General features: G+C 62.2%; 21 protein-coding genes. 9 read left to right on the top strand and 12 right to left on the bottom strand.

What is annotated here, in order from left to right; genetic code table 11:
- Positions 1–37: 37 nt before the first annotated feature.
- Positions 38–940, bottom strand: a complete 903-nt coding sequence (locus MHY13_RS02115; protein WP_239280380.1) for an endonuclease domain-containing protein — start codon at positions 938–940, stop codon at positions 38–40.
- Between the two features lie 251 nt (positions 941–1,191).
- Between MHY13_RS02115 and MHY13_RS02110 the strand changes: the two genes are divergently transcribed.
- Positions 1,192–2,235 (top strand): RNase H family protein, encoded by a 1,044-nt coding sequence (locus MHY13_RS02110; RefSeq protein WP_225745858.1) that lies wholly within the window; start codon positions 1,192–1,194, stop codon positions 2,233–2,235.
- 157 nt (positions 2,236–2,392) lie between these two features.
- Here the strand turns inward: MHY13_RS02110 and galK are convergent, their stop codons facing one another.
- The 6 genes from galK to MHY13_RS02080 all read right to left on the bottom strand — a co-directional run bounded on the left by galK (position 2,393) and on the right by MHY13_RS02080 (position 8,132).
- Positions 2,393–3,592, bottom strand: a complete 1,200-nt coding sequence (galK, locus tag MHY13_RS02105) for a galactokinase (RefSeq protein ID WP_239280378.1) — start codon at positions 3,590–3,592, stop codon at positions 2,393–2,395.
- Entirely contained in the window at positions 3,585–4,679 is a 1,095-nt protein-coding gene (galT, locus tag MHY13_RS02100) for a galactose-1-phosphate uridylyltransferase (protein WP_239280376.1), read from the bottom strand. Before galT ends, galK begins: the two co-directional genes overlap by 8 nt.
- Positions 4,679–4,921, bottom strand: a complete 243-nt coding sequence (locus tag MHY13_RS02095; protein WP_005322508.1) for a hypothetical protein — start codon at positions 4,919–4,921, stop codon at positions 4,679–4,681. Before MHY13_RS02095 ends, galT begins: the two co-directional genes overlap by 1 nt.
- Positions 4,922–4,931: 10 nt before the next feature.
- The gene (locus MHY13_RS02090) at positions 4,932–6,581 is read right to left on the bottom strand and encodes a sodium:solute symporter family protein (RefSeq protein ID WP_239280374.1); all 1,650 of its coding nucleotides are present in this window, start codon (positions 6,579–6,581) and stop codon (positions 4,932–4,934) included.
- Positions 6,582–6,592: 11 nt separating this feature from the next.
- A complete protein-coding gene (locus tag MHY13_RS02085; RefSeq protein WP_239280372.1) occupies positions 6,593–7,492 on the bottom strand; it encodes an aldose epimerase in 900 nt (299 codons plus the stop codon).
- Positions 7,493–7,688: 196 nt separating this feature from the next.
- Entirely contained in the window at positions 7,689–8,132 is a 444-nt protein-coding gene (locus MHY13_RS02080; RefSeq protein WP_239280363.1) for a YdcF family protein, read from the bottom strand.
- Positions 8,133–8,262: 130 nt separating this feature from the next.
- On the opposite strand from MHY13_RS02080, the gene MHY13_RS02075 reads away from it, so the two are divergent.
- From MHY13_RS02075 to rbsD, 6 genes are read left to right on the top strand one after another with little or no spacing between them, the layout of a single operon-like run.
- The gene (locus tag MHY13_RS02075; protein ID WP_239234980.1) at positions 8,263–9,252 is read left to right on the top strand and encodes a LacI family DNA-binding transcriptional regulator; all 990 of its coding nucleotides are present in this window, start codon (positions 8,263–8,265) and stop codon (positions 9,250–9,252) included.
- Positions 9,249–10,793, top strand: coding sequence for a sugar ABC transporter ATP-binding protein (locus tag MHY13_RS02070; protein WP_239234983.1), 1,545 nt, complete (start codon positions 9,249–9,251; stop codon positions 10,791–10,793). Before MHY13_RS02075 ends, MHY13_RS02070 begins: the two co-directional genes overlap by 4 nt.
- Complete coding sequence (locus MHY13_RS02065; RefSeq protein ID WP_239234986.1) at positions 10,790–11,731, top strand: ABC transporter permease; 942 nt, start codon at positions 10,790–10,792, stop codon at positions 11,729–11,731. Before MHY13_RS02070 ends, MHY13_RS02065 begins: the two co-directional genes overlap by 4 nt.
- A 12-nt stretch (positions 11,732–11,743) precedes the next feature.
- Complete coding sequence (locus MHY13_RS02060) at positions 11,744–12,658, top strand: substrate-binding domain-containing protein (protein ID WP_239234988.1); 915 nt, start codon at positions 11,744–11,746, stop codon at positions 12,656–12,658.
- Positions 12,655–13,563, top strand: coding sequence for a ribokinase (locus MHY13_RS02055; RefSeq protein ID WP_239234990.1), 909 nt, complete (start codon positions 12,655–12,657; stop codon positions 13,561–13,563). Before MHY13_RS02060 ends, MHY13_RS02055 begins: the two co-directional genes overlap by 4 nt.
- Positions 13,556–13,930: a D-ribose pyranase gene (rbsD, locus tag MHY13_RS02050; protein ID WP_204610011.1), complete on the top strand. Its 375-nt coding sequence runs from the start codon at positions 13,556–13,558 to the stop codon at positions 13,928–13,930. Before MHY13_RS02055 ends, rbsD begins: the two co-directional genes overlap by 8 nt.
- Positions 13,931–14,088: 158 nt before the next feature.
- Here the strand turns inward: rbsD and MHY13_RS02045 are convergent, their stop codons facing one another.
- The 3 genes from MHY13_RS02045 to MHY13_RS02035 form a co-directional block, all read right to left on the bottom strand.
- Positions 14,089–14,952 carry a DUF559 domain-containing protein gene (locus MHY13_RS02045; protein ID WP_239280361.1) on the bottom strand — a complete coding sequence of 288 codons (864 nt, stop codon included), beginning with the start codon at positions 14,950–14,952 and terminating at the stop codon, positions 14,089–14,091.
- Positions 14,953–15,130: 178 nt separating this feature from the next.
- Positions 15,131–15,631 (bottom strand): 5-(carboxyamino)imidazole ribonucleotide mutase, encoded by a 501-nt coding sequence (purE, locus tag MHY13_RS02040; RefSeq protein ID WP_239228989.1) that lies wholly within the window; start codon positions 15,629–15,631, stop codon positions 15,131–15,133.
- Between the two features lie 24 nt (positions 15,632–15,655).
- Positions 15,656–16,771, bottom strand: coding sequence for a 5-(carboxyamino)imidazole ribonucleotide synthase (locus MHY13_RS02035; RefSeq protein ID WP_239280471.1), 1,116 nt, complete (start codon positions 16,769–16,771; stop codon positions 15,656–15,658).
- A 79-nt stretch (positions 16,772–16,850) separates the two neighbouring features.
- Between MHY13_RS02035 and budA the strand changes: the two genes are divergently transcribed.
- Positions 16,851–17,582, top strand: a complete 732-nt coding sequence (gene budA / locus MHY13_RS02030) for an acetolactate decarboxylase (protein WP_239280359.1) — start codon at positions 16,851–16,853, stop codon at positions 17,580–17,582.
- On the opposite strand, the gene MHY13_RS02025 is transcribed toward budA, so the two are convergent.
- Complete coding sequence (locus MHY13_RS02025) at positions 17,560–18,000, bottom strand: hypothetical protein (RefSeq protein WP_049359539.1); 441 nt, start codon at positions 17,998–18,000, stop codon at positions 17,560–17,562. The genes budA and MHY13_RS02025 overlap by 23 nt on opposite strands.
- A gap of 24 nt (positions 18,001–18,024) precedes the next feature.
- Positions 18,025–18,909 (bottom strand): biotin--[acetyl-CoA-carboxylase] ligase, encoded by an 885-nt coding sequence (locus MHY13_RS02020; RefSeq protein WP_239280357.1) that lies wholly within the window; start codon positions 18,907–18,909, stop codon positions 18,025–18,027.
- 44 nt (positions 18,910–18,953) lie between these two features.
- On the opposite strand from MHY13_RS02020, the gene MHY13_RS02015 reads away from it, so the two are divergent.
- Positions 18,954–19,940 (top strand): ABC transporter ATP-binding protein, encoded by a 987-nt coding sequence (locus tag MHY13_RS02015; protein ID WP_239228957.1) that lies wholly within the window; start codon positions 18,954–18,956, stop codon positions 19,938–19,940.
- The last annotated feature ends 26 nt before the right edge of the window (positions 19,941–19,966 follow it).

Genomic DNA, 19,966 nt, shown 5'->3' with positions numbered 1-19,966 from the left:
ACAACTTTTATGCGTTGTGGGGTGGCTCGGGGGTGATCTAGGCTACTTTTCTCGTTCGTTTTCCCAGGTGGCTGGCGATTATCCGCAAAGCCTCGTCCGGCGCTTTCATATCGCTGGGGCCAAAGCGCAGCACCACGTATCCGCGGTTTTCTAGCGCTCGCTGCCTCTTTATCTGCTGCTTGACCACGTGGGCGGGTGCCTCGCCATAGGTGCCGTCATACTTGGCATCGCCATCGACCTCGAGTACCAGCCAGCAATCGAGACAGAGATCTGCCCGATATTTCCCGAGCAGCGGTTTCTGCGGCTCAATTTTCACCTGCGGGAAACGCTCAATAATGAGGGCTCGCAGATAGGACTCATAGGGCGATTCCGATCCGCCATACGCGTGCTCGATAACCTTACGCATGGCTGCTTGTCCCTTCGTGCGCTGCATCTTTGCAAGCTCTTCGCGCAGGTCGTATGTGGTGACGTCGTGTTGGCCGAGGGCAGAATCGGTAGCTACCAGGCCATCCGAGAAGCCGTGTAGCCGGGCGATTTCAAGGCAGGTGCGGGCAGGATTCGTGGCGCGCACACCCGCTATCGACACCATGGATTCTTGAAGGGACTTTACTCGGCGGTACCGGTAGCCTTTCGGGGTGAGCCTGCGTGGGGGCACGCTTCCCGAAGGCACCGCTAACTCCACCTCCTCCCCTGCCGTAGAAATTACCCACATTCCCCACAACCGCGCGGCCGATTTACCGATGAGGACGGCGCGGTGGGTGCTCCACCCGGCAGCGACTACTTTGGCGAATTGTTGTTTATGGCGCACCCATTGCCTCCAGGTGGCTGTGGGAACGGCGATCCAGGGCGCTATCTGGGTGAGCTCACCGCGCTGGAGGGCTAAACGGTGCGGACTTTCGGCTCCGGCGTAACGAAGGTTGATGAAGTGATCTGTAATCATGGTTTCATCTTCTCGGCTGGCGGGGCGGGGCGCGCTTCATGAGGCTCAGGAAGGTGAATTTCCGAGGACCTTGAGTGAGGGGCGGAACTTTAGGTCCAAGGTGATCGGGCCGATTTGAGGGCGTTGAGGCTGATTTGAGGGCGGGTTGTGCTCAGATCGGCTCGATCACATTCGACCTAAGGAGAAGTAGTTCACAGCGGCGGTGTGGGGGATAATTCAGCAGCGCGGTTAACCGTGCTTTACTAGAGATAATGGAACCCATCGAGCTCTCAGAACTAACCGGTACGCAATCGCGCACCTACGGCACCCGCAAGATCACCTCGGATATGGTCTCGGCACCAATCCATGTTGCGGTCGCGCTCTGGGACGAGCGTTGGGATTCCGCCCCCAACGGCACCATCGAAGGCTGGGTCATCGCGGTCAATACCAAGCAGACGCGTTTTGTGCGCCGCGGCCAAACGAAGAAGGGCGATATCGTCGATATCGCCGTGCGCGAGGTCAAACGCGCGCTCAAGGGACTCGACGGACGAGTGTGGATTGTCACTGGTCGCAGGCAGAATGCGTTGCGAGCGGCACTCACGGCTGACGGTTTCACGGTGACGGGAAGCTTTGCGGGAGAAAATAGGGCTTCGAAAAGCGCGAGCTCCGTGCGCAGAAAACAAGCCGGCCTGACCGCTCGCAAGGCGCGCAAGATGGGTGAGGCGCCGAAAAAGAAGCAAGCGGCACAGGTAGAGACGCCGAAAGCACACTGGTGGCCGAACTTCTCGCGCGCCTCCTCGTGGGCCGAGGGCGACGTGGTGCGCATAGCCACCGATGCTTCCTCGGATACCGTATTCAAGGGGTCGATGTGCTTCGTTGCTGGCAACGGCGACTACCGGTTACGGACTCGAGAAACCAAGGCGAGCACGGATGAGCTCGAACTCGAAGCACTGACGCTCGCGCTGAAATACCTGCTCAAGGTGGGCGCGCGCAAGGCGGTCATTGAGTCCGATTCCGTAGCCGCTTTGGAGGCGGTCGAGCAGATTGTGCATAAGCGCGGCTCTAAAGCATCACGGCCGGGGCGCACGTGGCGAGGGGTGTCTTCAGGTGCGCGGTCGCGATTCCAGCAAGCTTGGGGCGATATCCAAGGCCAATGCGAGGTCGACATTCGCCGTGTGCTCGGGCATGCGGGCGATCCGCTGAATCGGGCGGCCGACCAGATTGCGTACATGGGGTTGCGCGCGATTGCGCATCCGATGAAACAGTCTCGCGAGACGCTGCGCGAGGGGATTCAGAAAGCTCTCTCGGCGTTGTGAACCAAACGCTAAAGGCTTAGGGCTGATCTGATCAGGCCGAATTGAGGGAGTTAGGGCAGATCTGAGGCGGCCCAGCCTTCAGATCAGCCTGATCAGTATGGACCTAACGACAATAGGCGCGCTGGGGGTCACATCTGAGCCAGCCGGCCTGCGGAGCTTAAGCTAGGCGGCGGGCGCCGTCTCCCGGGCGAGCCACCAAGAAGGTGGGTTCTGGGAAGCTGCGGGATGCTGCGGCGTCGTGGGTGGCCTGGGCAGTGGACTCGACGTCGGAGCGTGGGATGAGCGCGATGACTGCACCGCCGAAGCCGCCGCCAGTCATGCGGGCGCCGAGTTCGCCGGCCGCGGTGAAAGCGGAGTCGAGTTCCGGAGTGGTGACTTCGTACAGGTCGCGCAGGGAAATGTGGCTTTCGCGCATGAGGCGGCGGAACTCTGCCAGGTCGGAAGAGGTAAGCGCGGTGGCGGCGGCTAAGGTGCGGTCAGTCTCTTCCACCACGTGGCGCACGCGGCGGCGGTATAGGTCAGCCTCCTGGGGGTTGACGGTCGCGGCGAAGGCGACGGCGTCCGGGATTTCGCGGATGGAGCGGCCGGCGGCGGACTGGACGGCGTCGATGATGCCGCGGCGGGAGGCATATTGGCCGTCGGAAAGCGTGTGCGGTGCATTGGTGTCCGCGATGAGCAGCACCATGTCCTGGGCTTCGATATTGAACGGCACGCGCTCGACGGCGCCGGTGGAAAAATCCAGGAATAGCGCCTTGCCGCGCTGACCGAAGAGGCTAGCGTTTTGGTCCAAGCCGCCGGTAGAGGCGCCAACCACCTCGTTTTCGGCGCGGATGCACGCCTGGACCAGCTGCGCGCGGGCGGCGTCATCGGGAGCGTTGCCGTGGCAGAGCTCGTAGGCGGCCACGGCCACGGAGCATTCGAGGGCGGCGGAACTGGACAGGCCAGAGCCGACGGGGACATCGGAGACGATGGCAATATCGAGGCCGGTGCAAGTCAGAACGTCCGCGGCAGTGGCGGCCCAGACGGTGCCGGCAACGTAGCCGGACCAGTTGGAAGGGCGGCCGGGGCGGACATCGGAGAGAGGGAGGCTGGCCTGGGCAACGCTGCCGTCGTATTCGGAGGCTATCCGGAGAAGGCCATCGGTGCGGGGCGCGACGGCGACGGCGGTGTTTTGTTCCAGCGCAAAGGGGATGGAGGCGCCGCCGGCGTAATCGATGTGCTCGCCGATGAGGTTGACGCGGCCGGGAGCAGCCCACACGCCGGCGGGCTCGGACGCGTCCGAGAAGGCAGCAGCGAGGAGGTCGCGGGCTGCGGCGACAAGCTCCGCATCGCTGCGGGTGTCAATCCAGTTAAGCATCCCAGATCTCCTTAAAGCGGGCGGCGATGCGCTCCGGGGTGGTGTCATTGATCCACACGGCCTGCGAGGACTCGGAACCGGCGAGGTACTTCATGCGGCCGGGCGAGCGCATGAGCGAAAAGAGCTGCAGGTGCATGCGGATGCCGGGGCGCAGTGCCTCGTCCACCGGCGCTTGGGTCCAGCCGGCGATATACGGGGTCTTGTCCACGCCATCGAAGAAGCGGTCCACGGCGGAGTACAGCTTCTTGAGGAGGGGCGCGAGGTCGGCGCGTTGGGCGTCGGTAAGCGCGGCGAAATCGGGGACTTCCTCGTTGGGCAGGACCATGGCTTCGAGCGGCCATTTGGCGGCGGCGGGAACGAAGACGGTGAAGTGCTCGGTCTCGGCGATGATGCGGGTGCCGGCGGCGCGCTCGCGATCAAGGAGATCCTGGAAGAGGTCGCCGTCATAGGCGCGGGCGGAATCCACGATGGAACGCAGGCGCGGCGAGAGGAAGGGATAGGAGTAAATCTGGCCGTGCGGATGCTGGAGGGTCACGCCGATTTCCTCGCCGCGGTTTTCAAAGGGGAATACCTGCTGCACGCCGTCGATCTGGGATAGCGCGGCGGTGCGGTGCGCCCAGGCCTCGATGACGGTGCGAATGCGCGATTCCGGCAGGTCCTTGAAGGATAGGGCGGGGTCCTCGGTAAAGCACACCACCTCGCAGCGGGCGCGGGCCGGAAGGCGCGGCACCACGCCGAGCAGGTTGTCTTCCTCGGGATGCTCGATGTCTGCGGTGGTGGCAAAAGACGGGAAGCGGTTTTCAAAGACCACCACGTCATAGCTGGGGCTGGGGATCTCCGTGGGCAGCTGGCCTTCGCGCGTTGGCGCCAGCGGGTTCTCGTTGGCCGGTGGCAAGAAGGTGCGGTTCATGCGGTGGGCGGCAAAGGCCACCCAATCCCCCGTTAGGGGATCCCGGCGCATTTCGGAAGCGGGGGCGACGGTGGGGATGTCGCGGGCGTCGACAAGCACGCGGTCGGGGTGGGGCTGGTCGTCGAAGTAGAGGATCTCGCGGCCGTCGGCAAGCGTGGCAGAGGTAATCTCAACCATTAGTTTTCTCCTGGGATGGTGATGGGCTTCAGGCGCGCCCACAGCACAAAGGCGGCGGCCACGGCCAGCAAAGCAAGGCTTGCCCATAGGTTATCGCTGGCGTTCTTTGCCTGCCCGGTATCCGGGTTGATGCCTGGGTCAAGGAAGAAATAGCAGCCGAGCAAAATCAGGCCGTAGAGGCCGAGGAGTGCGGCGATGACATTGCGCAGGTCGAATGCACCCGCGCGCTTTTTCTCAGACATGTTGGGCTCCTTAGGCGAAGATGACGTTGAGGGCTACGGCCATCACCAGGCAAATGATGCCCAGCGGGACGGTCTGCTGGTACCACGGCAAGGACTTTTCGGTGTAGTCCTCAAAGTGGTCCTTGGGGGTCACGGAAGAGACGAAGCCAACCAGCTCGCTATCCGGCTTGGGCTGGGTGAACAGGGTGACCACAATGGATACCAGGATATCCACCACGAAGGCCACACCGGCCGCGACGAAAGCGGTGCCTTGGCCGGGCAGGTTGATCATGTCCGTGAAGGATGCGACGTACCAGAAGGCAATGGCGGAACCGGTACCGGCTACGAGTCCGGACCAACCGGCGTGCGGGGTCATGCGCTTCCAGAACATGCCCAGAATGAAGGTGGCAAACAGCGGCGCATTGAAGAAGCCAAACAGGGTCTGCAGGTAGTCCATGATATTGCCAAAGTTTTGCGCGAGCAGCGCGGTGAAAATGGCAATAGCGGTGGCGATAACCGTGGCGATGCGGCCGAACTTCAGGTAGTAGTCATCCTCGCGGTCCTTGACCACGTAGGTCTGCCAGATGTCATAGGAGATGACGGTATTAAAGGCGGAGATATTCGCGGCCATGCCCGCCATGAAGGAAGCCAGCAGGCCGGCGATCGCCACGCCCAGCAAGCCATTGGGCAAAAGGTCGCGCATGAGCAGCAAGATGGCGTCGTTGGGCTCCGCGCGCTCCTCCATCAAATCGGCCACGGAGACGGAGGCAACCATGCCCGGGATGACCACGAGGAAGGGCACGAACATCTTGGGGAAGGCGCCGATGATCGGGGTCTTGCGGGCGGCCGAGATGGAATCGGAGGCCATGGCGCGCTGCACCTCGACGAAGTTGGTGGTCCAGTAACCAAAGGAAAGCACGAAGCCGAGGCCCAGCACGATGCCGATGACGGACCACACTGGGTTCTCAAAACCGGAGATGTCCGTGCCCGGCCACGTGTGGAAGTGCGAATCCTGGGCCACCGCGTCCTTCAGCCCATTCCAACCACCAACGCGGTTCAAACCAATGATGGTCAGCGGGGCGAGGGCGGCGATGATGACGAAGAACTGCAGCACCTCGTTATAAATGGCAGCCGAAAGGCCACCCAGGGTGATATAGGACAGCACGATGAGGCCGGCCACGAGGAGCGACACCCACATCTGCCAGCCCAGCAGGGCCTCCACGATGGTGGCCAGCAAGTACAGGTTCACGCCGGCAATAAGCAGCTGGGCCACAGCGAAGGAAATCGCATTGACCAGGTGCGCGGCATTGCCAAAACGCTTGCGCATGAACTCCGGCACCGAGCGCACCTTGGAGCCGTAGTAGAACGGCATCATCACAATGCCCAAAAAGACCATGGCCGGGATGGCGCCGATCCAGAAGTAGTGCATGGTTTGGAAGCCATACTCCACGCCATTGGCGGACATACCGATGATTTCCACCGCGCCCAGGTTGGCCGAGACGAAAGCCAGTCCGGTCACCCAGGCGGGCAATCCGCGGCCGGAGAGGAAGAAGTCGATGGAGCTAGACACTCGGGCCTTGGCGGCCCAGCCGATGCCTAGCACGAAGAGGAAGTAGATGGCTACCAAAAAGTAGTCCACCCAGGAGGCATCGAGCCTCAATACGGATTCAGCAGTCTCCATGGCTGACCTTTCTAGTTATTGTTCTCTGCTGCAAGGCGCAGCGTGAATCTCTGCGGGTTCTGAGTGCTCAGGCGCACGAGGTCTTCCCCGCTGCGCAGCGCATTCGGCGGCGCGCTCATGGGCTCCACGGCCAATGCCTTGCCGGGGCCACCTGCCCGCGGGAAATCGGCCGGGGTAAACATCTGCACCCAGTTCAGGCCTTCGCCCATCTCCAGGCGCACCCCCTTTCCACCGGCCGAATACACGGCCGTCAGTGGGCCTTCGCCGTGGAAGCAATCGTCCCAGTCCACCTCGGCGATGGGCTGATTAACAATGCGCACCTGCTCCGTCTTTCCCGTAGGCAGGTTGCGGGCGCCGAGCAGGTAGCGCTTGCCGACGTCCACACTGAGCACCGCTTCCTCCGCCCCTGCCCCTTGTGGGCAGAGGTAGAGGTGCAGCCCATAGGCGAAGGGAACCTCGCCGGGTTCCGCGGTGCGGGCGGTGAGCTGGTGGTGCAATCCCTGCTCATCGAGGGCATAGGTGGCCTCGAGCTGAATCGCCCACGGCCAGCCCTGGCGCGGCTCAATATCAAAGGTGATGACCACCCGGTTGTCCGAGCGTTCCTTGACGTGCCACCAATCCACCGCGAATCCATGGATGGCGTTATTGCGCTCTGGCTCCGTGATGCCTAACTGGTGGGCAGTCCCCTGCCATTCAAACCAGCCATCTTCGGTGCGATTCGGCCACGGCGCCAGCACCACGCCAGCCATCAGCGGCGGCTTGCCTTCGTAGCTTTCTACCAAGGGCGCGCCGCGATAGGTCAGCGCTTTGAGTGCACCGCCAAATAGACCGATCTCGGCCGCATAATCGCCGTGGGCAAGTGCGACGCTGGGGTAGTCGGCGTCAGGGCCAGCCACTCCTCCACTGGTCATAACAAAGACCTTTCTGGCTATAACTTTCGTTGGATTTAGCCTAGGAGTACGGCAAAGCGCCGGTCAATCGTTTGCATAACTACCCGCGAATACCTTCTATTTCAGCTGCTCACCGCAGTAGAGTTAACCGCTTGTTAACCTCTTTCGGGGCTGGAGGCACCTATGGGCCGCGAGCCGCCACACCGAGGCAGGAGCGCTATCCCCGCATCCGTCGCCACACTATGCGCGCCGCGGAGTGTGGCGTGGCCAGGACTTCGCGCAGGTAATTGCGCGGCATCAACCGCCACGGGGTGCGCGCGGGATGCAGGTGAACGGCAATGCCGAGGTGCCAGGCCCACAGCGCCGTGCGCAGGATATGAAAATCATTGGTCACCACGTGCAATACGGCATCCGGGGCCAAACGGTGGGCATTTTCTAGATTTTCATTAGTGCTCGTGGCTTCCGGCTCCACTACTACCCGCTCGGCCGGCACACCGCGCTCGATGAGGTATGTAGCCATGGGTCCCGCCTCACCACGGCCGGAGACAATAATCTGCTGACCGCTATAGAGAGCCAACGCCTTGTCTAGGCGCGAGCGCAGCATGGCGCCGGGATAGCCGTGAGTTACGCGGGAGCCCAAAACAAGGAGCGGGTCAGACATGGATACCAGCATAGACATGCCGGCTCTTGACAGAAAGATGGAAATAGCCGTACCTTTAACTCAAATGTGCAATCGATTGCACCCAGGAGGGCCGGAAGCCGGCTCACACGCCTAAACCAAGGAGGACAGCATGGCCGGAACCACCCTCAAGGACGTGGCCGCTGCTGCTGGAGTATCCATTTCCACCGCGTCCCGTTCGCTCTCGGGCAACCCAGCCATCTCGGAGTCCACGCGCCAACGCGTCAAGGACACGGCCACCAAGCTCAACTATAGGCCCAATGCCCAAGCACGAGCTTTGCGCAGCTCCCGATCTAACGCCATCGGCTTGGTCATCCCCAGCCTAGACAATGCCTACTTTGCCGCAATGGCCGCAGCCATTGAAGAAGCCGCCGATAAGCAGGGACTCGCCACGATGATTACCAGTTGTGGCGAGGAACCGCAGCGCCTAGTCAAAGCCCTCGATGCCCTGATGGAACGCCAGGTAGACGGCATTATCGCGGTACCTCTCGAAGGCGCCGAAGAAGCGCTCGAGCAGGCGCGCGCTTACCGCCCGCTCGTGCTCATTGACCGCGCCCTGGGTCAGATTCCAGCAGTGCTATCAGACCCCCACACGGGTATGAAACAAGCCGTGGAACAGCTTAAGGAGAAGGGGCACACGCACATCGGCTACCTTTCCGGGCCGCAGGAAACTTCCACCGGCCGCCAGCGCCTCCAAGCATTCAAGGCCGCCACCCGCGGTATGCCTACCCATATCCACCACGGCAGCTACCGCCACCGCGAGGGCTATAAAGGAGCCCTCGCACTCCTACAAGAAGGCGTCACCGCGCTCATTGCCGGCGATTCCATGATGACGGCCGGCGCGCTGGAGGCTTGCCATAATGCGGGCAAGCTCATCGGAGAAGAAATCGCGCTCGTCGGCTTCGATGACTTCATCTACCTGCGCTTCCAACCTTCCCCTATCTCGGTGGTGGACCAAGATGTGGCCAGAATGGGCGAGACCGCCACGGCCAAGCTCATCGCGGCCATCAATGATAAGCACCAACCGGAAGGCGAGGTGCTAGAAACCCGCTATATCCCACGCATGTCCACCGCCCACCAACTCGATGGAGCCACGCCATGAGTGACTGCGTTTTGCGCCTGGATAATGTCACCAAATCCTTTGGCCCGGTAGAGGTCATTAAGGGGGTAGACCTCACCGTCCGCCGCGGCCAAGTGCAGGCCTTGCTGGGTGAAAATGGCGCCGGCAAATCCACTCTCATCAAGATGATTGCCGGTGTACACGAGCCGGATTCCGGCCGCATCCTGGTAGATGGCACAGAGGTAAAAATCCCAGATACCAAGGCCTCTGAGGCACTGGGCATCGCCACCATTCACCAAGAGCTCAACCTTGTGCCCACCATGTCCGTGGCCGAGAACATCATGCTTGGGCGCACCCCACGCCGCTTTGGGTTGGTCAATCGCAAGCATCTCAAGGCACAGGCCCAAGCGGCACTGCATCTTATCGGTTTGGACGTGGACCTAGACATGCCGGTGGGCGAGCTGGGTGTGGCCAAGCAGCAGCTCGTAGAAATCGCCAAGGCGCTGTCCATGAACGCGCGCATTCTCATCTTGGATGAGCCCACTGCCGCGCTCACCGGCAAGGAGGTTGATGCACTCTTTGCCGTGCTCGAGGAACTCAAGGCCAAGGGCGTGGCCATGGTCTTTATCAGCCACCACCTGGAGGAGCTGGCGCGCATTGCCGAGACTATCAGTGTTCTGCGAGATGGCTCCTTCATCGCCGAGGTCCCGGCCGATACCGACGAAGACGAGCTGGTGCGCCTCATGGTCGGCCGCGAGATTGAAAACCAGTACCCGCGCGAGGTTCCTCCCGAGCACGGTAAGGCCTTGCTGGAAGTCTCCGAGCTGACTGCCGACGGCGCCTTTCACGACGTCACCTTCACCGTCCATGCCGGCGAAGTCGTCGGCCTGGCCGGGCTCGTGGGCGCCGGCCGCACCGAAATCATTCGCGCCATCGCGGGCGCTGACCCCTACGATTCCGGCACCATACGCGTCGGCGCCACGCAGCTGCGCGGCGGCGATATTCGTGCCGCCATCCGCGCCGGCGTGGGCCATATCCCCGAAGACCGCAAATCCCAAGCGCTAGTTCTAGATGCCTCCGTGGGCGATAACCTCGGATTCGCCACCCTCTACCCCACCGCCAAGGCGGGGCTGGCAGACCGCAGCGGCCAACGCCGTCGCGCCGGTGACGTAGCGGAGAAGCTGCGCATTCGCATGGCCGATCTCTCCCAGACCATCCGGAACCTATCCGGCGGCAACCAACAAAAGGCGGTCTTTGGCCGCTGGGTACTGGCCGGCTCCAAGGTCCTCCTCCTCGACGAGCCCACCCGCGGCGTCGACGTCGGCGCCAAAGTGGAGATTTACAACATCATCAATGAGGTCACCGCGGCCGGCGGCGCCGTGCTCATGGCCTCCTCCGATCTGCCCGAGGTGCTCGGCATGTCCGACCGCATCCTCGTCATGTCCGGCGGCCAACTCGCCGGCCAGCTCCCTAAGGACTCCACCCAAGACGAGGTCATGGCCTTTGCCGTATCCAACGTGACCTCCGCTACCTCTGCCTCAGCTGCCGCGCCTGCCGGCACCAACCCCAAGGACGAAGCATGACCAAGAATCGAGTAGTTAACTGGGCGATGAATAATGGCGCGCTCGTCGGCCTCATTGCCCTGTGCATCGCGCTGTTTATCGCTACGCCGTACTTCCTTACCGTGGCGAACCTGCTCAATATCGGCATCCAGGCCGCCACAGTGGCCATCTTGGCCTTCGGCATGACCTTTGTCATCGTCACCGCCGGTATCGACCTCTCGGTGGGCTCGGTCGCCGCGCTCGGCGCCATGGTCTCTGCCTATATGTTCTCCACTGCGGGCCTGCCTGGCTGGCTTACCCTGCTCCTCGGCCTTTTCGTGGGCGCGCTGGCAGGAGCCATCTGCGGCATGGCCACCGCGTGGGGCAAGATCCCGTCTTTCATCGCGACGCTGGCCATGATGTCCATCGCCCGCGGGCTCACCCTGGTCATCTCCCAGGGCTCGCCGATAGAGACCGCCCCGTCCGTCAACGCCTTTGGCGGTGATATCGCAGGCTTCCCAGTGCCGATCATCATGATGGTCATCGCGGGGCTTATCTGCTGGTTCATTCTGGAGCGCACGGTACTCGGCCGCTCCATGTATGCCATCGGCGGCAACCTGGAGGCCGCCCGCCTTTCGGGCCTGCCGGTCAAGCGCATCCAGATCGCCGTCTTCGCACTCTCCGGTTTCTTCGCCGCTTGGGCCGGCATGGTTATGGCCGGCCGCCTCGAATCCGCACAGCCGCAGGCCGGCACCGGCTACGAGCTCGATGCTATTGCGGCCGTCGTCATCGGCGGCGCCTCGCTCTCCGGCGGGCAGGGCAAGGCCACCGGCACGCTCGTCGGCGCGATCTTGCTAGCGGTCATCCGCAATGGTTTGAACCTGCTCAACGTCTCCTCTTTTTGGCAGCAGATCGTCATCGGCCTGGTCATCGCGCTGGCCGTCGGCTTCGACGTCATCCGCAATAAGACGGCCAACTAAGGAGCACCCGCCATGAAAAAACTCATCGCCACCCTCCTTGTCCCCGCCCTCGCGCTGGGCCTTGCCTCCTGCAATCGCTCGGAAGAAGACCGCAACCGCATCACGCTAGCCCTCTCGACGCAGACCAACCCCTTCTTCGTCGAGCTGCGCCACGGCGCACAGGATAAGGCCAAGGAACTCGGCGTTCCGCTAGACATCCAAGACGCTTCCGATGACCCCGCCCAGCAGGTCAATCAGCTGGGCAATGCTACCTCCATGGGCGCCAAGGTCGTCGTGGTCAACCCCACCGATTCCGATGCCGTCGCCCCAGCCGTGCGCGGCATCAAGAATGACGGCGTGCCCGTCATCGGCGTGGACCGCGATGTCAACGGCGTAGAGCTGGATTCCATGGTGGCCTCCGATAACGTCGCCGGTGGCGCGCAGGCTGCGGATAAGCTCGCCGAATCCATTGGGGAAAAGGGCGATATCCTCATCCTGCAGGGCACCGCTGGTACCTCCGCCTCGCGCGAGCGCGGCAAGGGCTTTGAAGAGCAGATTGCGAAGTACGGGGGCATTCGGGTCGTCGGCAAGCAATCGGCGAATTTCGACCGCACGGAAGGCCTCAACGTCGCCACCAACCTGCTGCAGGCCAACCCGGATATCAAGGCCATCTTTGCGGAGAACGATGAAATGGCGCTCGGCGCGGTCGAAGCTTTGGGCTCGCGCGCTGGATCTGAGGTCAAGGTGGTGGCTTTTGATGGCACCTTCGATGGCCTCAAGGCGGTCAAAGATGGCAAGCTAGAAGCAACCATCGCCCAGCAGCCCGCAGAGCTCGGTGCCCGCGCCATCGAACAAGCCGCAGCGCTCCTGCACGGTGGCGCGGCGGAGAAGAACATCCCCGTCGAGGTCATCACCGTCACCCGCGACAATGTGGAGGATTTCCAATGAGCAAGCTAACCGTCGTCGGTTCCATCAATGCCGATCTCATCGTGCACGCCGAGCGCCACCCGCAGCCCGGCGAGACCCTGCTGGGCTCTGGCGGCGACATCTTGGCCGGGGGCAAAGGCGCTAACCAGGCTGTCGCGGCCGCACAGCTGGGCGCCACTGTGGCCTTCGTGGGCGCGGTTGGTTCCGATCCCTATGCCGAGCCTGCGATGCACTACATGCGCACCTCCGGCATCGATCTAGGCGCCGTGAAGCAGGCCGACACCAATACCGGCCTCGCCGTCATTACCGTCTCGGCCGATGGCGAGAACACCATCGTCATCTCCCCGGGAGCCAACGCGCTTGTCGACGCCTCCTTTGTCTCCTCCCGTGCCTCCACCATCGCCGATGCCGACGTGGTCCTTCTGCAAGGCGAAATCCCCGCCTCGGGTTTCCAGGCCGCGGTCGAGGCGGCCCAAGGCCGAGTGGTGGTCAACCTCGCGCCCGTGGTCGAGGTCGACCGCGACTCGCTCCTGAAGGCCGACCCTTTGCTGGCCAATGAGCACGAAGCAGGACTCATCCTGGACCAGCTCGGCCTGTCTGCTGAGGGCGCCCCACGCGAGCTCGCCCACCGCCTGGTAGAGGCCGGTTTCCGCTCCGTCGTTCTCACCCTTGGCGCGCACGGCGCCTACGTGGCCACCCCGGAGGGAGGCACGGACATCCCCACCCCGCGCGTGACCGCCGTGGATACCACCGGCGCCGGCGATGCCTTCGCAGGTGCCTTCTGCGCCCAGCTCCTCACCGGTGCCTCGCTTGTCGATGCCGCCACTTTCGCCGCCCGCGTCGGTGCCTTCGCCGCCACCGGCAACGGCGCGCAACCGTCCTACCCCACCACCGAATCCGCCCTGCCGGAGGTCACCGATGCGTAAATCCGGCCTGCTCAATCCCGCGCTCACCAGCGCCGTCGCCCGCCTCGGTCACACCGATACCTTCGTTATCGCCGATTGCGGCCTGCCCATCCCCCGCGAAGTGCCTGTCATCGACCTCACGCTAACCTTTGGCATCCCCACCTTTGCCGATACCCTGGCGGCCCTCCTCGATGAGGTCGTGGTCGAAGCCGCCACCATCGCCGATACCACCCCGCCTGAGGTGCGCTCCCTGCTTCCCGCAGTACCGCTTACCGAGGTCTCCCACGACGACCTCAAGCGCGAGGTCGCCCGCGCCTCCTTCGTCGTGCGCACCGGTTCCACCACGCCGTTTGCCAATGTCATCCTGCGCTCCGGCGTGCCCTTCTAGCGCTTTCGCAAGGTGACTTTTTGGCCACGATATAGCCCTACGCACGTCAATTCGGGCCGCTAACGCGGCCATTTATTGGCTCTTTTACTCTGGTGTCCAAGTTGCAGCCGCGTTGTCCCTGCCGCCTTCCTCTATTCGGTCGCTAACGCGGCCATAAATTAGCCTCGAATTGGCTCATAAGGTTCGCCGACAAGCAGTGAATGCCAATCCCACACCGATTGATGCGCGTAGCCGGAAAAGTCTGGAGTCCGCTGCCGAGCGTCTACGATTTGTTGCACCACTTCCCGCAAGTGACGCTTAACGCAACTGCCTGAATACCGAAGTACTGTATAGCCCCTAAGCGTTGCGTCGTTTGCTTTCCACCGATCCTTGATAAAAGTGGCCAAGTCTTCAGCTTTGTGGAAATCGTAGCCATCGATCTCCACCGCGATTTTCCCCACCACAAGATCCCAGAAGTACGGACCTATCTGCCGGTTGGTCTCAACCTTCATCCCTCTGCGGCGAAGCGCGCGTACCACCAGACGCTCGGCTTCACTATCGCTTCCGTGGACAACCTTGCGCAGCATCTCTTTCGTCCCAGCGGGCACGCGCGAGATGGAAGATAAATCCCGCTCCAGCGCAGCTTTCCCTCGTACACTGCGATAATGAAACTCCAGCATGGTGATTGCTCGTTTTTCATCGACTTCAAGCGCGGCCAAAATTGGGTTTTGAACCGGGATCCCTTTGAACTCATAGAACGTTCGCTGGCGAGTTCTTTGCGCTTTGAACCATTCAGACGAGCTCAGCCTGTTGGTGTACGCGACCTCCAGCGGGAGAGTCATGGCAGTCCGTGAGTAAATCTCAACCGCTGATTTTCCTGCAATCATCACTTTCGGCCAGCGCTGCTGTAATAACTGCGCCACCTCCATTGGTTCTGGTTTCCGGCGAACATAGAGGCCCCGTGCAATTTTGAAGATTTCACCTTTAGCCAACCGCCGACGCAGTTGGTCCTGGCTCAGCCCGGACACCACCCAGCTTTCCATACTTCCCCATTTCCCCCGAAAATCTGGTTCTCTTTCACCTTATTCGCCCTTCTACGCTCGTGCAGCCGGAAAGTAACTCCAAAACCTACAATGCAGCCACGTTATACATGGAAGGTTGATTCCATGGGGCCATAACGTGGCTGCAAGTTGGCGTGTAGCTTCACGCTCCTGTTAACAGCTACTCCCCTAGCAGCTTGTCGCGCAGGTTCTTATCCTTCTGCTCGACTTCCTCGGCCATCTGCTTTTGGTAGTCCGCCATCTTGTCTTGGATGGCGGGGTCGCCAGCGCCGAGGATGCGGGCGGCGAGCAGGCCGGCGTTCTTCGCACCGCCGATGGAGACGGTGGCTACCGGCACGCCGCTGGGCATCTGCACGATGGACAGGAGGGAGTCGAGGCCATCGAGATCCTTCAGTGCGCGGGGGATACCGATGACCGGCAGCGGCGTAGCCGCGGCGACCATGCCGGGAAGGTGCGCGGCACCGCCGGCGCAAGCGATAATCGCCTTCAACCCGCGGGTATGGGCTTCCTTGGCATAGGCCAGCATCTTTTCCGGGGTGCGGTGGGCGCTGACCACGCCAACCTCGAAGGGGATGCCGAAGTCCGCGAGGACCTGAGCGGCGGGTTCAACGGTGGGCCAATCGGAATCGGAGCCCATGATGATGCCTACATGCGGTTGCATAGTGTCCTTTCTACAGGCAGGAATTTAAGCCCATTCGGCGTGCACGAGGAAGTGCGCGGCCTGGCGGGCGATGGTCAGGGGCTCGTCGGTATCTTCACCGGTGACGTTGACGTGGCCAATCTTGCGGCCAGGGCGGTGGTCCTTGCCGTAAAGGTGAATCTTGGCCTGCGGGTAGCGCTCCATGACTTTACGGACGCGCTCCGGCATGGGCATGGCGGGATCTTCGTCGGCGCCCAAGACATTGGCCATCACGGTGACGGGTGCAAGCGCGTCGACTGCGCCCAAGGGGAGGTCGAGCACGGCGCGCAGGTGCTGCTCAAATTGGGAGGTCACGCAGCCATCCTGGGTCCAGTGGCCGGTGTTATGCGGGCGCATGGCCAGTTCGTTGACGGAGATATCCTCGCCTTCGGGGCCGTCGAAGGCAAAGAGCTCGACGGCCAGCACGCCGGTCACGCCGAGGGACTCGGCGATGGTCAGACCCAGCTCGGACGCGCGCTGGGAAAGTTCCGGTGTAAGGCCAGGAGCGGGGGCAATGGCCTCGGCGCAGATGCCGTTTTCCTGGCGGGACTGGGTAATCGGCCACACCTTGGCCTCGCCGGAAGGACGGCGGGCGACCAAGATGGAAAGCTCGCGGGTAAGTTCCACCTTTTCCTCGGCCATCAGCGGGGTTCCGGCCTCAAGCAGCTCGGAGACCAGCTCAAAGCAATCATCGGCGGTGGGGAACCATACGCCCTTGCCGTCATAACCGCCGCGGCGGGCCTTGAGGCACACGCGGCCATCGACGGCGTCGAAAAACGCGCGGGCATCGGCCACCGAGTCGATGGCGGCAAAGCGCGGCACGGGAGCACCCAGCGCGGCGAGCTTTTCGCGCATCTTGAGCTTATCTTGCGCATAAATGAGGGCGGTGGGCTGGGGCTGGACGTTAAATCCGGCGTCGATAAGCGCGGCGGAGTGCTCGTTGAGCACATGCTCATGCTCGAAGGTAATGGCATCCGCGCCCTCTGCCACGCCGCGCAGCTCCTCCAAGGAGGTGTAATCCCCCAGCACCACGTCCGGGGTGACCTGCGCGGCAGAGGAGTCCGGCTTGCTAGCCAGAATCCGCAGGTGAATATCGAGTTCCGCGGCGGCCGGCTGCATCATGCGAGCCAGCTGGCCGTCGCCACAAACAGTTACAATAGGCTTTAAGTCACTCACGTCCCCCAATACTAGCCTGGATACTATGTTCACTCGTCATACCATCTTCCAAAATTCCCTCATGACCGCTTTGCTGGACGGCATTTATGACGGCGAAATGACCATTTCGGAACTGCTTGGTAAGGGCAATTTTGGCCTCGGCACCTTTGATGGCCTCGACGGAGAGATGATCATTTTGGATGGCACCTGCTACCAGCTGCGTGGCGATGGCTCCGCGCAGATTGCAGACCTAGACCAGCGCACCCCTTACGCGGTGGCCACGAACTTTGTCCCGCGCATTACTGCCGACGCCCCCGCGAGCCTGCGCCGCGATCAGCTTTCCGCGTTCATCGATAAGCTCGAGCCCTCCGCTAACTACATGTATGCGGTACGCATCGTGGGCACGTTCAAGGAGGTGACCACCCGCACGGTGGTCAAGCAAGAAAAGCCCTACCCGCCAATGTCCGAGGCCGTTGGCGGCGACAAGGAGCTGCATTTTAAGGACGTCGAGGGCATCATCGGCGGCTTCCGCACCCCCGTCTATGAAAAGGGAATCTCGGTACCGGGCTGCCACGTGCACTTTATCGACGCCGCCCGCACCTCCGGTGGCCACGTGCTGGACTATGTAGTGGATAAGGCAACGGTTGAACTCTGCCCCGCCTCCGACCTAGAGCTGCGCCTGCCGCTGACGCAAGAATTCAGCCGAGCCAACCTCGCCCCTGAGGATCTAGATAGCCAGCTGCACACCACCGAGGTTAAAACCAAGGGCGATCATTAATAATCTCGGCCACCCGCTTGGGCTTGGCCACATTGGGAAAATACATGGCCCGGTCCCAGCCGTGAATCGCTAGAGATACCCCTCCCCGGCGCTTGCGGGCGCCGCGGATATCCTGCAGCGGAATCGAATCGACATTGCGGCCCTCGCGCGCGATGACGCGCCTATTAGTCACGATGAAGCGCTTGCGGCGGGCCTTATAAAGAGGAATGAGAAAGCGCCAGATTCCCAGCAGCGCCCATACCGCGACGAGACCGTTGCGCAGCATCGGGTCTACTGCTTGGACATCGCACCAGCCGATGGCGATCCACAGCAGGCCGGTGATGAGGATGAGCTCGAGGAAGGGGAAAATCAGCGCGCGAAACGGCGCGGAGACATCCGCGCGCTTGACCTCTCCTTGGCCCATCTTCATTAGTCCCATAGCTAAGGATGCTACCTCGCGTGTCTACTTCTGTGGGCGCAGGTGCGTGACATCGCCCGCGGAGTAGTACTCGCCGGCGACCATGATGCGGCCGTCCTCGCCGATTTCATCGACGTGCCCGGTCACATCGCCGGACGGAGTTTCCAAGCGCACCTCCTGGCCAAGCGAGGAGCAGACCGCACGGTAGTCGCGCAGGAGCTGCGGATCTTGGTTCTCCCACTGCACGATGCGGCGGCGCAAGTTCTTCAACACGGTAATGGCCAGCTCGGTGCGGTCGGTATCGCGGCCTTCGAGCGCGAGCGAGGTGGCCTTTTCAATAGGTAGGTCCTCACGAGTCAGGGTGACATTGATGCCCATGCCCACGACGACGCGCGCAGATGGTGCGGCGCCACCTACTGCCTTATTAACCTCTGCTTTATTGACTTCAGCCTTATTTACTTCGGCCTTGTTGACCTCGGCCTTGTTGACCTCAGCCTTGCCTACCTCCACCTTGGTGAGCTCGGTCTTTGGCGCGGCCTTGAAGGCTTGGCCCACGGGGCCGGCCTCGGCAAGGATGCCGCACAGTTTATTGCCGTCGATATGCACGTCGTTTGGCCACTTCAGCACGGTGCCCTCGATCGAATCGGTCACCGCGAGGCCCGCGGCCAGCGGTAGGGTGCCTAGCTGCTCGAGGGATTCCGGCAGCAAGAGCACGGAGAAGATGACCTGGGAGCCGGCCGGCGCGGTCCAAGTGCGGCCGAGGCGGCCCTTGCCGGAAAGTTGTTCGTCGGCAAGCAGCACGGTGCCATCCGCAACGTTGGTGGCCTGCATCAAATCGGTATTGGTGGAGCCGGTCTTTTCCACGAAATCGATGGTGGTGAAATCGTCTGCCAGCGCAGTGCGAATGCGTTCCAAATCAAGTGCAGTCATAAGCTTCAAGGATACCGGCCGCCAATGGTGCTAGTGTGTTGCGCATGGCAAAGGTCACTTTTGAAAAGGTCAACATCACCTACCCCGGCGCGAGCGCGCCCACGGTAAAAGACTTGGACCTCGATATCGCGGACGGCGAATTCCTAGTCCTCGTTGGCCCTTCGGGCTGCGGCAAGTCCACGACGCTACGTGCGCTGGCGGGGCTGGAACCTACATCCAGCGGCCGCATCACCATCGATGGCAAGGACGTGACCGACCTGGAGCCAGGTGATCGCGATATCGCCATGGTCTTCCAGAACTATGCCCTCTACCCGCACCTGACGGTGGAGGAAAACATGGGCTTTGCCCTGAAGCTGGCAAAGCTTCCCAAATCCGAGATCAAAGCCAAGGTGCACGAGGCGGCGGAAACGCTCGGCCTGACCGAGTATCTCAAGCGCAAGCCCAAGGATCTGTCCGGCGGTCAGCGCCAGCGCGTGGCTATGGGCCGAGCTATTGTGCGCGAGCCGAAGGCCTTCCTTATGGACGAGCCGCTATCTAACTTGGATGCCAAGCTGCGCGTACAGACCCGCGCGGAGTTGGCCAGCCTGCAGCAGCGCCTGGGTACGACGACGGTGTATGTCACCCACGACCAGGTGGAGGCTATGACCATGGGTGACCGCGTGGCGGTGCTCAAGGACGGCGAGCTGCAGCAGGTTGCCCCGCCGCGCGAGCTTTACGACGCCCCCGCGAACGAATTCGTCGCCGGCTTCATCGGCTCACCAGCCATGAATATCTTTGACTACAACGGTTCCCGCGTAGGCGTGCGCCCAGAAAAGATGTTTATCAACAAAGGCCCGGTGGGCTTCCAAGGCGTGGTGGACATTGTGGAAGAGCTGGGAGCCGAGTCCTATGTCTACGTCACCGTTGGCGACAATCGTCTAGTTGCCCGCGCCGAAGGTACCCCACCGCAGCGGGGTGAAGCGGTGGTACTGACCTTCAACCCACGCGAGGCGCACCGCTTCGATCCAGAAACGGGCCGTCGCATCGCCTAGGACTAGCTGAACTAACCGGAGCGGTA

Origin of the sequence: Corynebacterium sp. ACRPE (assembly GCF_022347435.1) — a bacterium.
Taxonomy (GTDB): Bacteria; Actinomycetota; Actinomycetes; order Mycobacteriales; family Mycobacteriaceae; genus Corynebacterium; species Corynebacterium tuberculostearicum_D.
Note: the sequence above shows the minus strand (reverse complement) of the source record. Positions and strands in the feature narration are given on the sequence as shown.